This is a genomic window from candidate division KSB1 bacterium (assembly GCA_034506335.1).
Taxonomy (GTDB): Bacteria; Zhuqueibacterota; Zhuqueibacteria; order JANLFK01; family Oleimicrobiaceae; genus Oleimicrobium.
In genome coordinates this window covers 1-14,657 of the sequence record JAPDPR010000043.1, presented here as the reverse complement: position 1 = coordinate 14,657, position 14,657 = coordinate 1, and the positions used below count along the sequence as shown (strand labels likewise).

Below are 14,657 nucleotides of genomic sequence, written 5' to 3'. Positions count from 1 at the left end.
TGGTGCGAGGCTTTTACCTGTGTTCCTGCGCTGCGCCCGGGCCCTCGGCGCGCAGCCGGAAGATGCTCACCGGATACTGCGAGCCCTGTACGATTGCCACCTTCTCATACAGCGCTGTCATCTTACCGGCAAGCAGGGAGGCATGCGGAAGAGTGCGCTTTTCGGTGTAGCCGTCCATGACGATGAATTCCGGCGGCCGCTCCGAAAAGGCGCGCTGCATTGTGGATTCCGGAACGTAGAGGAGACCGAGGGTGTGAGTGATGTTCAGAAAGCAGTCCAATCCGGCTGCAAATGCCCAAATCTGCCCGCCCGACAACACCACATCCCCAGGGCGGGAGTGGGACTGCAGCACCTTAGTGACGGTCCTCACCGTGCGCGGCGTCCAGATTCCTTCGTAGCTCGGTCCGACCTTCTGTGCCTGTTTCCCCAGCGAGTAGATGAAAGAGAAGAGCACGAGCGTCGTCGCTGCCAGGTTGCGCCAGCCCCTCCTCGCTTCAGCGGTTTGCCGTCGAGCAATGGCAAAAATCAGGGTCAACCAGAGGAGGACGGCAAGGCTCGTGCGTGCTAAGCCCTGCATACCGAAGGGCACCCGCGCGTTGATGCGTGACGTTGTCAGCACCATCACCGCTGCCATCAGGAAGCCGAGCAGCCCCAGGGTCCAGCTTCCTCTTTCCCACCTTAGCCTCAGAAGAGCAGCGAGCGCCGTTCCTGCGACGAAGTAAAATCCGGCCCCCGGAAACTTTTGCCACGCCGCATGCTGGATGAAGTAGATTCCCAGTGTCAATCCGACCGCCAAGGTGAGGAGCCTCTTGTCGTGCTCCCCATTCAGAACACGAGCCAGAGAAAACGCGAAAAGGAGTGCCAGAGGGGGGAGCACTTCTAAGAGATAGCGCGCAAACAAGACCCTTTCCACCAGCACAAACCGGACCCCGTACATGGCGGCTACTACGCCCACCCAGAGGAAGAGAAGCCCGATCCCGGCCGGCCGCGGATTTGCTCTGCGTTCGCGCATCGTCACGATAGCCGTGCCGCCGATTCCCGCCAACCCAAAAAGTCCGAATGCAAAGATCTCATGGGCGTAAGTCTCGATATCGTCGAGAGCCTGGACCGCACCGATGGCTGCCGAAGTTGTCGGCGTCATGGAATAGGGCCCTCGGACCACCTGCGACAAAACTACGTCGAGCGGATTCAAACGCGAGAAGAAGAGGTCGCGCACGGTGAGGTAATGGCCGTAGTAGAGCCATACCGCCCCGCAAGCCGCGAGATAGCCACCCAAGAGTCCGGCGAACACTTTCAGTTTTGTCTTGCTGGAGCCGCGCCAGACCACGAGTGCATAGAGCACGACGACTACCATGACCCACACTGCCGTCTCGCGGGTGAAATAGGCAGCCCCCGCAGCAAGTCCTGCCCCTAGTCCGAGCCACGGACTGTTCCTCTCCAGCGCGCACAATGCCACCCAGATGCTGAGGGTCGCGAACAGCACAGCGGGCGTCTCGGTGATGACCGATACGGACCAGACCACATTGAAAGGAAAAAGTGCTGCAACAGCCACCCCCACCAGTGCGACCTTCGCACCGACCACTTTCTTCCCGAGACCATAAAGGAGCAGTCCTGAGAGCACGCTGCACACCCCGAGGAATAGCCTGGCCACTACCAGAGAGGCACCGAACACTTTGAAAAGGGCGGCGAGCAGCCAAAGGAAGAGAGGTTGGCGAGCCGCAAAATCGATGATAGGGACCTTGCCTTGAAGGATGAGGCGGGCATCCATAAGGTAGGAGCCCTCATCCGGGCCCACCCAGCGAAAAGAAGACACCCCGAAGCGCAGGAGCGTGGCTAACAACAGCACGGCCGCCAAAAGTAAAGTCGGCGACACTGCATTCCACGTGCGCCCACCTTGCGCCGCACCTGAGGTCAGCGCATTGGCGCTCTTCGGGCTCGTCTCGGCTTCCCATTGCGACTCGAGGCGAATCTTCATTCCTGAACCCGATAGAGATGCATTCGTCTGCTACCATAGTCGTAGCAGTAGTAATTGCCAAGCAGGTCAAAAGTGCCTATGGGCGTTAGCTTGTACCCAGGCAGGGCCGCCTCGCCTTGGGCGAGAAGATATTGACCCTGTACACCATGATGGACGTCGAAAGAAAATCGCATGCCATTTGCTAAGGCAAGAGTCGCGGCCACGTCGCCGCACAGTATTGCGTCTCCGCCGTGAGAGACGCCGTTTGCCATCACCCTCTCTTTGACCTGCTGCGCCACCATACGCAGGGAATAAGCGGGCTCGCGGTGATAATTGACCAGGCGCACAACGTTCCACCAATTGGCCATGAGTATGAGCATCACGGCGGCCACTCGCATCTTTGCGCCCCTCCGAGGACCGAATACAAGACCCACGTTCACGGGCAAAGTCGCGACCAGATAGGTGACCGGAATCACCAACACCACGAAGTAGCGCGGCAGCTGGTGCACAAAAAAGCCCAGAAAGACGTAGCAGGCAATGAGATAGGAGATCATGACCCGGTCGGCGAGACGGAACACGCCATTGCGAGCCGCGTAGAAGGCGATCAGCACTACGTTGAAGTAGGCTAGCAGGAGAAGCTCCCAGTTCCTCCGCACCACCGGATTGTTGAAGAACTTGACGTAGTTACGGAGGATGGTGCGCAGGTGGACCGTTATCCGGTCACTAATCAAGTGGGTAGGTGTGAGATCTCGGTAACCGGCCGCCACGAGCCACAGCCCGCAACGCACCACCCCAACCACCACGGCAGCCACAAGCAGCGCACCGAACACTTTGGTGGTCCACTGGCGCCAGGCGCGCGGCTCGACTATTGCCTGAATGAGCCCCAGGACCAGGAGCGCCGTACCGTACAGGGCAGCGCTCGGCTTGGCGAGGAACGCCACCCCGAGGAGCATCCCTGCGGCCGCCACGTGCCACCACGCCCGTTTCCCCTGGGGAACGGCAAGCGCGCGGTGGAAGACAAGCAGACTTGCCAGCCCAAATGCGGTCATTGGCAAGTCCAGTAGTGCCAACCGTCCGTAGACGAAGAAGTAGTAGTTCGTCCCCAACAGGAACAGAGCTAGTACAAGCGTGACCCCCTCTTCCTGCGCGGAGCGCCGTCCCTCACGCATGCGCCTCCTGACCATGAGCAACATCAACGCCATGGCCCCCACAGAAAGTATCGCCGCAGGCAAACGCGCCGAGGCAAGCGAGAGACCCAGGAGTTTGAAGAAAACGTGTTGCACCACCGGCATAACAGGCATGAGTAGGATGTGATTGTTCCGGTCACAGAGCCAATGTCCGGTGATGCTCTTGTTCAAGGCGTTACACGAATTGTACCCCTCATCCGTGTAAAACACCCGCGACATCGACAGTGAGGTGTCCGGGTCGGCCTCGAGGCGCACAAACCGCAAGGTGACTAGCCCGAGGCCAAGCACCAATGCGGCCATCCTGGCGAAACGCGTTAGGCTTTCATTATGCATAGGGAAACTCGACAGACTTGGACCCAGTGCTCGGCCACCTGCCTTCAGTCTTCCACCACGTGCTGCGCAAAAGCCCGCCGATGGCACTGCCAGGCCTGCGCGTCCCAGCTCAGTTCATCGTTTAAGCAATCTGAGGCCCGGTAGGCCATCTCCAGCGTGTGGTGGGTGTTGTCGTGCGCGAAAAGGCCCTGACGGCCAAGTGAGACTATGTCGGGCAACGTGGCCAAGTACTCCTCGACAACGGCCAGGTGCCGCTGAAACCCCACCTCATAGACCGGGTAGGCATGCGTCGCTCGTCGGGAAAAAGTTGTGACAATGGGAGCCCTTACCGGCAATCCCGCACGTTCGAGCTCAAGCAGCACGCGACTGGTGAGTTCCTGTTCCGGCACCTGCCACGTGCGGTCCCCAGGCGTACAGGGGATTTCGGCGCACAAACCGGTTATGTCGCGCGGCTCCTCGCTACCACTGTAGTTCTTCGGCTCGGACAGACGCGAGGCGATCACCTCTTCGCCGGGCAGGTAGTGCGCGTCATAGGGCGAAAAGTGCTCTCCGCGCAGCACTAAGTAGAGGAAAACCATCCCACGATAGCGGAGCCTCTGCGCCGCCTGCCTCACTTCCGCAGGCGCCTCGGGACGGAGCGAGTCCACCAGGGTAGTCACCGGCATCGTGGAGAACACAAAATCGGCCTTTACCGGGGGCAACAGGTGGCTGGGGCTCTGGGCATCCACAAGAGCAACCTTCTTCGTCCCGTCGGACGCTAAGTTGAGGGCCACGACGCGGGCGTTGAGCATGATGGTACCCCCCCGTTGTCTAATCTCCTCGGCCATGGCGGCGCCGATTTGCCCGAAACCCCGCCGTGGATAGAAGAATCGCCCTGCGCCAGGCCGTCGGAACCCGGGCAGCAAGCTCAGTGCCTTCTTGAGCAGCTTTGCTGTATCGCTGGCCGCAACCCGGCGCTGCGCCTGGACCGCATCAATTTCCTCAGGCTGCAGTCCCCACAACTTGCGCGCGTATGGAAAGTAAAAGGACCTGCACATCGTTGGGCCGAGGCCGCGAAGCAGTACGTCGGCAAAAGACGCCTCATGCCCCCTGCGTCGCTTCCGCAACGGTGCGAGCAAGGCATCCCGCCCAAATCCGAGGGTAAAGGAAAGGGGCAAATGCAGAAGCAAATCGATTGGGCTCAGGGGAAATCGGACAAAACGCCCCCCCAGCAGGATGCGACCGTTGCGGGGTCGGTCGAGTAGATCCTCGCCGAGCAGCGCGCGTATGTCTGCCAGCACCTCAGGTGAAGTGGCGGGGTGAAGTCGGTGACTGCCATAGTCAAGAAAGAGGCCCTGGTGGGCGAAGCTGGCAGTCAGTCCCCCGACCTCCTGCGCCTGCTCGATGACCACCACTTTGGCGCGCAGGGCGGGGCGCCGGAGCAACCGCAGTGCCAGGCCCAGACCCGCCGGCCCGGCTCCCAGAATCGCCACAGTTTTCTCTGCCAATCCCATCCCGTTTGCTACTTCAACACTCGCACGATTCCCTGCTCAATCGGATAGCTCTCCCCGCATTTGGGGCAACGAATGGCGCCGTGGTGCTGCACCATCGGCGCGGCCTGGCAGGTCAGGCACTGGAATTGTACCTCTCGGCGGCCCGCCGGCAGTGCCTGGCCCGGCTTACGGAAATGATAGACGTGGGCATACCCCATGAAGAAACGCTTGGAGCCCACAAAGGTCAGGCCCTCTTCTCCACCCCAGCCACGGACCTCACGCACCGAATGGAACGTCGCCCGGGGCGTCCAGAAGGCATCCCCCACCAGATTCCGCAGCTCTTGGTCATCGAGGCCTCGCCCGAAGTGAAGCTTGACCAGCGGCTGCATGAGCCGCACCATCCAATTGGGCACTGACGTCAAGGGGATATGAGCACGCACCGGGGCAAAGGCTTTGTAGGCCAGGTAGTACGGGTTCCACTTGTTGTAGAGAAAGACCACGATGCTACCCCCGGGCGCGGTCACACGAACCACCTGACGGAACCCCAGCCGGCAGTCGGGAGTGTGGTGCAGCACGCCAATGGAGATGACGTGGTCAAAGCTCTCATCGGCGAAAGGGAGGTTGAGGGCATTCCCATGCACGACAACTGCCTCAGGATTGAGCTCCCTACACCTCCGCAGCGACTCCAGGCTGATGTCCAGGCACACCAAGCGCCCACCCCGATCGATGAGCCCACGACTGATCTCCCCTACACTTGAGCCCACATCGGCGATCAGCGCCCCTCGCACCTCCTGGTCACTGAGAAAGCCTGCAAGAAAAGTCCTCCACCACCTCACCCGGGCGTTTCCTCCCTCGATAAAGTGGTGTGCATCGTAGTGGCGGCGAGTGGCCTCGATCATCCGGGTGGCACCTTCCTGCAACTGGCCCATACTTCCTCCCCAGCTTTGTGCTCCTCCCTCTGTCACTCCTAGGTGGGTGGGCGCGGAGCGCGCGGCTCCACCAAATACGAGCGAAAGTCCCCTCTCTCCACGTAGGCCTCATGCCACAGCATGTAGTTCAATAGACCCCATAGGAACCGCCCGTGGTCGACGCGTTTGGCAAGATGTTCCTCCCAAAGCAGGCGAACCCCATCGGGGTTGAACAGGCCGGTGTCAGCCAGCCGGGCAGCCGCGAAGTACCGCTCGGTCAAGTCGCGAAGCTCCTCACGCAACCATCGCGAGTACGGCATCTCAAGGCCCACCTTCTTCTTGTTCAAGATCACCGGGGGCAGAATGCCCCGCAAGGCGCTGCGCAAGAGATGTTTCTTGCGCGTGCCTTTCAACTTCAACCCCACAGGCACGGTCGCCAGAAAGCTCACCAGCTCGTTGTCCGTATAGGGCACACGCGCCTCCAGAGAGTGTGCCATGGTCATCCGATCATTCTTGATCATGAGATCGTCCGGAAGGTGAAAGGAGTAGTCCACGTACAGCAGGCGATTGAGCTCGTCGGCGGCCTGGCAATGGGCGAACGCGTGCTGGAAATAGCTGACCGAGGGCGCAAACCCAAAGCGTTCCGGCTCGCGAAGGACTTGGCGTTTGGCTTCTTCGGCAAGCACCACCCGCCACGCAAAATGGGAAGTTGCGGTGTCCATCTCCGCGCCCCGCACAAACCGTTTTGCCTTGAATTCAAAACTGAGCTTCTTGTCCGAAACAGGCAGCCGGTTCACCAGAGGCGCAATCACCCCCCGTCGAAGCAGGGCAGGCACTTTGCGATACAAACGACGCATCTTGTAGGCCAGGTGGGTGTCGTACCCGGAAAAAAACTCGTCGCCACCCTCGCCAGAAAGAAGCACGGTCACATAGTCTTTAGCGCACTCAGCGAGCAGGTAAGTGGGGATGGCGGAGCCGTCGGCATAGGGCTCGTCGATGTAGCACAGGTAGCGCGGCAACAGTTCGCGCACGCGCTGGGGTGTTACCAGAATCTCGTGATGGTGCGTGTGCAGGGTTTCTGCCACCACCCGCGCGTACCACGACTCGTCGAAGCTATCGTCTTCGAAGGCCAAGGAGAAGGTGTGAAAGTCGCTGTCTCCCCGTACGCGGGCCATGAGGGCGGTCAACGCACTGGAATCCATGCCGCCGGAAAGCATCACCCCGACCGGCACATCAGCGATGAGCTGGCGTTCCACCGACGCGGTGAGGAGGCGCAATGACTGTTCTATCGCCTCCTGCTCCGTCATACTCTGCTGCACCGCGTAGTCGATGTCAAAGAATCGCTCGATGTGGATCTGCCCGCCGGGACTAAGGCTGAGCACGTGCCCTGGTCTGAGCTCCCGAATGCCCTCAAAGGCCGTCAGCTCGTCAGGGACAAAGTCGAAGGATAGATAGTGGAACAGGGCTTCCAGGCTCGGCCTGGCTTCAAAACCGGGGGCCATGAGGAGGGCTTTGATCTCCGAGGCGAACCAGAAGGCTCCCTGCCACTGCATGTAGAAAAGTGGCTTGATGCCGTACGGGTCACGGGCCAGATAGAGCGTGCGCTCCCGGCGGTCCCACAGGGCCATGGCGAACATGCCGTTGAGTTCTTTGAAGCAAGCCGGCCCCAGCTCCTCGTACAGGTGGATGACGACTTCCGTATCAGTACGCGAAACGAAGCGATGACGCTGATCCAGGTTGAATTCGCGCCGCAGCTCGCGGAAGTTGTACACTTCGCCGTTGTAGGCGACCCACACGCTGCCGTCCTCGCTGCCCATGGGTTGACGGCCGGCCACGCTCAGGTCGATAATGCTGAGGCGCTGGTGGGCAAGGCCACAGGTGCCGTCCCAATAGCTGCCGTGGTCATCGGGGCCCCGGTGTCGGAGCAAAGAAGCCATGGGGCCCAACACCTCTTCGCCCAACGGCGCCGCCCGCTCCTCACACTTCAACACTCCCACAAACCCACACATACTTCCTCTCGTTCCTCTTGCCCCACAGGCGCGATGCTACCTAAGCCTCCTTGTGGTGACGCTGCTCCACCAGTTCCTCCACCGCGCGCGACTCATAATCGGTGGGAATGCGCTGGGCGATCTTGCGGGCCAAGCCGTCGGACATCATGCCAATGAGCAAAATCTGCAGCCCGAAGAGCAAAAAGACCACCGCCGTGGTGGATACCACCGGCTCTGATAGAAGGTGCAGGCCGATGCTGCCCACCCGCATCACCGCAAACACCACATCCGCCGCCAGCTTGATCAGACCCAGAAGAAAACAGACCATGGACACAGGTACAAAGATCCGAAGCGGGTTGAAGGACATAGAAAGACGAAGCACAAGGGCGACAAACTCGAAAAAGTTCCACGGCACAATTTTCGATTTGCCCTGGCGCTTGTAGTAGTCAATGGGCAGGTACTCAACTCGGTAGCCGTCGCTGAGCAAGGCCACGGTGATCGTCGTGGTAAACGAGAAGCGGTCCGGCAGAATTGGCAGGTACTGCTGTACGCATTGCCGGCGGAATGCCCGCAGTCCAGAGTTCAGGTCTGGGATCTTTTCGCCGGTGATGTGCTCCGCCAGGCGGCCGAGGAGCCACTTGCCCGGTCTGCGCAGAAGGGGAATGCGTGCGTTGCGCTTCACCCTCGCCCCAACCACCATGTCAGCTCTGTCCAAGCGTGCCAGGAGTTCCGGAAGCGAGGCGGCAGGATATGTTCCGTCGGCATCGGTGATGAGAATAGTCTCGTGCCGGGCCGCACGTATCCCCGTCTTCAGCGCAGCGCCGTAGCCCCGGTTGCGCCGGTGATGGATCACATGCGCCCCGTGTGCCAAAGCTACCTCGGCGGTGCGGTCTGCCGACCCATCGTCGACAACGATCACCTCGTGCTCTACGTTCCGATCGCGCAGCGCCGCCCGTACTGCCTCGACCACCGACCCCACGCTCCCCTCCTCGTTGAAGGCCGGTATCACTACCGAGACAGCGGCTGCGCGCGTATCGCTTGCGTGTGCTTTCTTCGTTGTTGCCATCTCCCTATCCAGTATGGGGCTGAGTCGGACGTTCCACCCTAAATATGCGCAATCGTTTCTGGTCAACCGAAATCACTGCGGCCAGCGACAAATTGGGAACAAGGGGCTCCCCTTCCTCCGAGAAGAGGCAACGCATCAAATCCACGCGATGGAGCACACTGCTATAGGCTCGTTTTTCGGCCGCAGCCTGACTGTCCCAGACCACGTAGTCGACGTCAGAATCCATGAGGCGTGCGGCAAAGTCATCGCAGCTGGCACCGGAAAAGGCAAAATAGCCCCGCACTTGGTCGTCCGGCAGGCCCGCGTAGTAAGCGAGCGTGAGGGGCAGCAGCGAGACGACGCGCACATCCTCCTCCACATGGGCTCGCAGCCATTCGCCGGCAAGCCGGTATGGGGCCCGGTAGTCACGCATTTTCGCCATGTCGTTGGCCGTCACGGCAATTCCGCCCAAAGCACACGCCACACCCACTACTCCCAGGACCACTGCAGTAGCCGTCAATGTGCGATTGCTTCCAAGGAACGCGCCGACCACCGCAGCTGAGGCAAACAGCAGGAAGACAACCGCCTGCAGAACACCGCCTCTTAACCCGATGGCGATGGCGCCGGCCACAGCCACGAGTGCCGTGCATGCTACCAGCACACTCCGCACCAGCCCGGACTTCAGAGCCCTCTGCGGCAGTGGAAGCTCCCGGAGCACTGCCACCACACCCAGAAGTACGATCCACAGCACAATGTATGTGTAGCGCTCTTCGATCGCCCACCAGAAAAAGGTATGAATCACCAGATACCCAGCCAGAAAGAGTGCCAGCATCCAGCCTATGGCCTGCCCTTTCCTGGCCAGCAGCACCAGTCCGCCGAAAACCACCGCCAATACCACACACGCGCCCGCTGCCGTGAGAGCCTCAGGCAGGCTTCCCCCTGCTAAACCCACGGCTCGACGGGCAAACGGCGCCAGAAATTTGAAGGAAATAGCCACACAGGATACGAGATTGCCCACCCCCGCTGGCTGCAGCTTCACCACCTCGTCAACGTAGGGGTTGAGCACCGCCTTGTGAGTGAGGCTCAGTACGAACCAGAGGGCCAAAGGGGTGGCGGCGGCCGCGCCGCGCATAAGCGTTGGCAGCAGTCGTTTGCGCGCGTACAGATCTTTCACCACCAAGAGCGGCAGAAGGAGCGCCGCCTCGTAGCGCGTCATACTGGCTACCGCAGCGGCCGCATAAGCCGCCGGCGATCCCTTCATGGCCAGGTAGAAGGTCAGCGCGATGCCCACGGCTAAAGAGGCCTCAGCCAGCGGCTGAGTGGCTGAAGGCATGAGCACTGGACTAATCGCCACCCCAAAGGCCACCACCACTCCCCCCGAGCCCATCAGCGCTGTTGCAATGCGAAAAACGAGATAGACAAGCAGAAGCGTCAATGCGGCATTGACGAGCTCGCCTGCAAGGAGCTCTGGCTCGCTGGCTGGCAGTACCCGTGACACCAGCCCCATAAGCAAGGGGTAGACTGGGCCGCGCTTGAAGTTCTCCGGCAAGCGGCCTTGCATGTAGGCCAACGCGTCACGCCTAAAGGCGAAAAAGTCAGTATTGGGCACTTCAAACCGGTTAAAGTAGATCGCGATGTGTACAAGGGTGGCCGCCAACAGGAGGAGGAGCACCGCCTCCTTCCATCTCTCCTTTGCCCCTGTCTGGTTCTCTACCGCTTGTTCTCCCGTCTGGGCCACCTCTACCCTCGCGCTTGAACCTCTGACGAGCTGCTCAAAAACATCCGGGCCAGGGCCGCACTCTGCGTCCGGATGTCAAATTCCCTCTCAACCACTTGCCTGGCTTTCCGCCCCATTCTGCCACGCTCTGCATCGGACATGTTCGCCACACGGCGCAGCGCCGCGGCCAGCCCCTCTATGTCGCCCGGGGCCACAAGAATGCCTGCCCCACGCTTCACTAGCTCCGGCACACCATTCACGGCGGTCGCAATCACCGGGACTCCCATTGCCATGGCCTCCATCACCGACACAGGTACTCCCTCCGAGTACGAGGGGAGCACAAACACCGAGGCCTTTTGCAGCTGCGCCAACACCTCCTCGTGAGCACGGGCGCCCAGGAAGCGAAATCGCTCTGCCAGTCCGTAGCGCGCGGCCTTGTCTTCAAGCTCTGTTCGCTGGGGGCCGTCGCCAACCACTACGCACTCATAGTCGACTTCATCTGCCAGCGCCCTGCAGGCTTCCACCAAGTCCGCGATCCCCTTGCGCGGTTGCAAGCGCGCCACCGTGAGGATGCGGAACACACCGATCGTGCGGGGCTCGCCTGGACGAAAAAGGGCAAGATCCACACCGCAATGAACAACCCGCACTTTGCTCTGCGCGGCAGGCTCCATCCTGGCCAAGAAGCGCCTGTTGTACTCCGAAACCGTTATCGCAAAGCGACTCTCTCGAATGAGAAACGCCGCCAGCAGCGGATTCGGATTAAAAAAGATGTCGTGCCCGTGCAGGGTTACCGAAAAGGGGATCCCTGCCACCCTTGCTGCCACCCAGGCAACAAGCCCCCCAGTCTCAGCAAAATGTGCGTGGGCGTGTGCGACCTGCTCCCGGCGCAGCAGCACCGCAAGGGGGAGCCCTTTGCTCAGCGCGTACAGGCTCTGCGCCATTGCGTACAGGCGGGCTCCATGCGAAGGTTGCTGAGCACTCAGCCTGAGCAACGCCACAAAAATCCTCGCCACCGCCCGAGGCGCACCCCACACGGCATGCACCATCCACCACCATGAGCACGGAGCCCACAGCGCCGGCAGGTACGTGAGCAACGGGCGCAACGCCGCCACGCGCGAAGACTCTGCCCCCGCGTCGCCCTTTCTTACGGCAAAGACGCGCACCTGCAGACCAGGCGCCGCCAGGCCAAGGAAGAAGAGCTCATTGGTTACGAAGGTCTCCGAAAAGCGAGGGAATTTCCACACGACGTAGGCGATGCGCACAGGACGGCCCACCACAACGCTGGCATCCGGCGGGTTCATGCGGGAATCGTCACGCTTCTGAGTCCCTGGGTAGCCCATGGATCCTTGGTCATTCCCTCTTCAACCCGCGCATGAACCCCGCGGTAAATACGAGCAACCCGAGAAAGCACAGGGGATACAGGAGCACAAAGCGGACAAAGTTCGCAGGACTCCAACGGATAAGGCGGTAGGCTATGGCAATGGTGCGGGCAAGCGGGATGAGAGGAGCAAGCAGCGGCGATCTTGTGACAAACGAGTCGCGCAACATGAGCCTACGGCGGGTGAGCGCCCCCCCGATGCCCAGTTGGAACTGATTGCGCAAGAAACCTTCCAGGGACGTGCGGTTGCGATGAACGACACGAATGCCTGGGACCAGGTACACTCCTATCCCCTCACGGTTCATCTTCCTGCTAAAGGCCGAATCGCTCCCTTTAATGGCATTGTCAAATCCGCCGTAGCGGACAAAGAGTTCTTTACGGTAGGCAACATTGCACGTGGGCAACAACTCCACGGCCCGCTGCCCACCCCGGTCAGCCTGAAAGTTATTGAATTCCAGAAGGAACTCGACAGTGCCTATGGCGCTGTCGGCGGTGCCGTTGCTTACGGGCCCGCCCACCACGTGCATGCCGTCCCGCTGACACTCCACAAGTTTCTGAAGCCAGTCCGGGGCAACGACGCAGTCGGTGTCGGTAAACGCAATGATTTCGCCGCGGGCCTGGTTAATTCCCGCATTCCTGGCGACGCCTGGATAGGCACGGCGTGGCAATCGGATAAATCTCACCTCTGGGAATTTGCACTCAATCTCCCTGGTCAAGTCCTGGGGCGAGCTATCGACGACAATCACTTCATAAGCGTAGTCTGTTCGCTGGGCATAGAGCGAGCGCAGGCAGTCAAAGAGCAGCGGGCCAGGATTGAAGCTGGGCACGATCACCGACACATCACACCGGTCCTGGGATGTGGCCACCGCTCTTTTGCTCATGCGGCCCTCCGGAGATACAGAGGCAGCCGCCCGCGGTAGAACTCGACGGTCTTTGCCACCCCCTCGCTCAAAGGGGTGCGAGGCTCCCAGCCGGTCAGTCGATGTAATTTGTCGTAGGTGACCACAAACCGCTTGATGTCAATCTTCTCCCTGCTCGGCGGGAAGGGCACGTGCACGTAACTTCCCTTGCCAACGGCTCGAAGCACCTCCTTCACCATGTCCAGAAACACCGTTTCTACGCCGGAGCCGACAAAAAACACCTCGCCGTCTGCTTCCGGGCGTTGCGCTGCTAGTATGAAAGCGTCCACCACGTCGTCGATGTACACATAGTCCCGCGTCTGACCGCCGTCGCCGTACACCGTGATCGGCTCCCCCGTCATGGCCCTCTTGATAAACCAGTTCAAGATGCCGTAGAAGCCGTGGTGCATCTGGCAGCGCGGACCGTAAACGTTGTTCAACCGCAGGGAAACCACGGGAAAACCATACACTTTGCCAAAAAGGAGCAAGTATTTCTCCGCCGCAAGCTTGTTGATGCCATAGACGTCGGTGGGATTGGTGGGATGCTCTTCATCGACCGGCAGATAGAGGGGTTCTCCGATCTGCCCCCTGCTGCCCGCGTAGACAACCTTCACGCGCCGACTGGCTTCTGCGCACGCCCGCGCCACATTGAGGGTGCCATGGCAATTGATGTCCACATCCAGAGCCGGATTTTCCATCGAGATCTCACGTCCGACCTGTGCGGCCAGATGAAAGACCACATCCTGTTCGCGCACCTGCTCGGCCAGCAGTGGATAGTCCCGGACGTCACCTTTGACAACCTTCACCCGGTCGGCAATCCCCTCGATGTTGGCAAAGTTCCATCCATACGGCTCCAAGCACGCGTCGTAGAGGGTCACCTCTGCGCCCAGGCTCACGAGTCGATGGGCCAAGTTGCTGCCAATAAAACCCAACCCACCGGTGATGAGGACACGCACCCCTTGCATCTGCTCAATTCGCGCTTCTGTCATGGACAAGCTCACTTGCGATGGCCTTCAGCTGTTTTCCCAGAAGATGGCATGTGCAGTGCTCCAAGAATACCTTGTGCCCCCCTTGCGCAATCTTGTGACGGAGGCCCGGGTCACGCTTGAGGCGAAGGATTGCCTGGGCCAATGACTCTGGGTTTGCCCTCTCGCACAGCAGTACACTCTCCCCATCGACCAGCAGCTCTTGGATGGGGGCATTGCGAGATGAGATTAGGGGCTTGCCGACGGCAATGGCCTCAATGACCTTGTTTGTCACCACGCGCGAAACACGTTCGTTGTCGCCAAAGATGCCCAAGCACACATCCGCCCGTGACATATAGGTCGCCAGCTCCTCAAAGGGCACATTGTCCAGGAAGCGCACGTTACGCAGCCCGAGCTCCTCGGCCAGCCGGCGATCGGCTTCATAGGTGATGCCCCGACCGATGATCTGGAATGTGACACCTTCACCCCGGAGCAGATGGGCAGCCAGAAGAATGTACTTCACACCGTGAAAGGGTGCGTACTCGCCGTGAAAGTGGACGAGGAACTCCTCCTGTTCCTTCTCGACGGCTCGCGGCCGGATGACCTCTTCGTCGGTCGCCAGAAACACGCGGCGGAAGCGCTGCGGCGGAATCTTGAAGCGGCGCACGCAGCTGTCGATGTGGTCCTGGCTTTCCAACACCACCATGTCCGCCAGGCGCATGGAAAGCCGGTCGGCCAGTCCGAACAGCCAGGCGCGCAGGGTGCCCGGCGCAGCTACCCCTCGGTCAAACACCATCGTGTCGTAGGTGGT

General features: G+C 60.5%; 11 protein-coding genes. All 11 read right to left on the bottom strand.

Annotated elements, in window-relative coordinates:
* Positions 1–13 precede the first annotated feature (13 nt).
* A complete protein-coding gene (locus tag ONB25_11775; protein ID MDZ7393562.1) occupies positions 14–1,975 on the bottom strand; it encodes a glycosyltransferase family 39 protein in 1,962 nt (653 codons plus the stop codon).
* Entirely contained in the window at positions 1,972–3,474 is a 1,503-nt protein-coding gene (locus ONB25_11770; protein ID MDZ7393561.1) for a glycosyltransferase family 39 protein, read from the bottom strand. The genes ONB25_11775 and ONB25_11770 overlap by 4 nt, the downstream gene beginning before the upstream one ends.
* Before the next feature lie 44 nt (positions 3,475–3,518).
* Positions 3,519–4,961: an FAD-dependent oxidoreductase gene (locus ONB25_11765; GenBank protein MDZ7393560.1), complete on the bottom strand. Its 1,443-nt coding sequence runs from the start codon at positions 4,959–4,961 to the stop codon at positions 3,519–3,521.
* Positions 4,962–4,975: 14 nt separating this feature from the next.
* Positions 4,976–5,875, bottom strand: a complete 900-nt coding sequence (locus ONB25_11760; protein ID MDZ7393559.1) for a methyltransferase domain-containing protein — start codon at positions 5,873–5,875, stop codon at positions 4,976–4,978.
* A 38-nt stretch (positions 5,876–5,913) separates the two neighbouring features.
* The gene (gene asnB / locus ONB25_11755) at positions 5,914–7,863 is read right to left on the bottom strand and encodes an asparagine synthase (glutamine-hydrolyzing) (GenBank protein MDZ7393558.1); all 1,950 of its coding nucleotides are present in this window, start codon (positions 7,861–7,863) and stop codon (positions 5,914–5,916) included.
* A 40-nt stretch (positions 7,864–7,903) separates the two neighbouring features.
* Positions 7,904–8,908, bottom strand: a complete 1,005-nt coding sequence (locus tag ONB25_11750; protein ID MDZ7393557.1) for a glycosyltransferase family 2 protein — start codon at positions 8,906–8,908, stop codon at positions 7,904–7,906.
* Positions 8,909–8,912: 4 nt separating this feature from the next.
* Entirely contained in the window at positions 8,913–10,625 is a 1,713-nt protein-coding gene (locus tag ONB25_11745; GenBank protein ID MDZ7393556.1) for a hypothetical protein, read from the bottom strand.
* A 2-nt stretch (positions 10,626–10,627) separates the two neighbouring features.
* On the bottom strand, positions 10,628–11,944 hold the full coding sequence (locus ONB25_11740; protein MDZ7393555.1) for a glycosyltransferase: 1,317 nt from the start codon (positions 11,942–11,944) through the stop codon (positions 10,628–10,630).
* Positions 11,945–11,954: 10 nt separating this feature from the next.
* Positions 11,955–12,863, bottom strand: coding sequence for a glycosyltransferase (locus ONB25_11735; protein ID MDZ7393554.1), 909 nt, complete (start codon positions 12,861–12,863; stop codon positions 11,955–11,957).
* Positions 12,860–13,870, bottom strand: a complete 1,011-nt coding sequence (locus ONB25_11730) for an NAD-dependent epimerase/dehydratase family protein (protein MDZ7393553.1) — start codon at positions 13,868–13,870, stop codon at positions 12,860–12,862. Before ONB25_11730 ends, ONB25_11735 begins: the two co-directional genes overlap by 4 nt.
* Positions 13,851–14,657, bottom strand: an 807-nt coding sequence (locus ONB25_11725) for a glycosyltransferase (GenBank protein MDZ7393552.1), incomplete at its 5' end; no start/stop codon positions are given. The genes ONB25_11730 and ONB25_11725, both read right to left, overlap by 20 nt.

What these genes read in the sequence shown, in the direction of transcription:
- ONB25_11775 (MDZ7393562.1), bottom strand. Translation starts at nt 1,975, where the DNA reads ATGAAGATTCGCCTCGAGTCGCAATGGGAAGCCGAGACGAGCCCGAAG.
- ONB25_11770 (MDZ7393561.1), bottom strand. Translation starts at nt 3,474, where the DNA reads ATGCATAATGAAAGCCTAACGCGTTTCGCCAGGATGGCCGCATTGGTG.
- ONB25_11760 (MDZ7393559.1), bottom strand. Translation starts at nt 5,875, where the DNA reads ATGGGCCAGTTGCAGGAAGGTGCCACCCGGATGATCGAGGCCACTCGC.
- asnB (MDZ7393558.1), bottom strand. Translation starts at nt 7,863, where the DNA reads ATGTGTGGGTTTGTGGGAGTGTTGAAGTGTGAGGAGCGGGCGGCGCCG.
- ONB25_11750 (MDZ7393557.1), bottom strand. Translation starts at nt 8,908, where the DNA reads ATGGCAACAACGAAGAAAGCACACGCAAGCGATACGCGCGCAGCCGCT.
- ONB25_11740 (MDZ7393555.1), bottom strand. Translation starts at nt 11,944, where the DNA reads ATGGGCTACCCAGGGACTCAGAAGCGTGACGATTCCCGCATGAACCCG.
- ONB25_11735 (MDZ7393554.1), bottom strand. Translation starts at nt 12,863, where the DNA reads ATGAGCAAAAGAGCGGTGGCCACATCCCAGGACCGGTGTGATGTGTCG.
- ONB25_11730 (MDZ7393553.1), bottom strand. Translation starts at nt 13,870, where the DNA reads ATGACAGAAGCGCGAATTGAGCAGATGCAAGGGGTGCGTGTCCTCATC.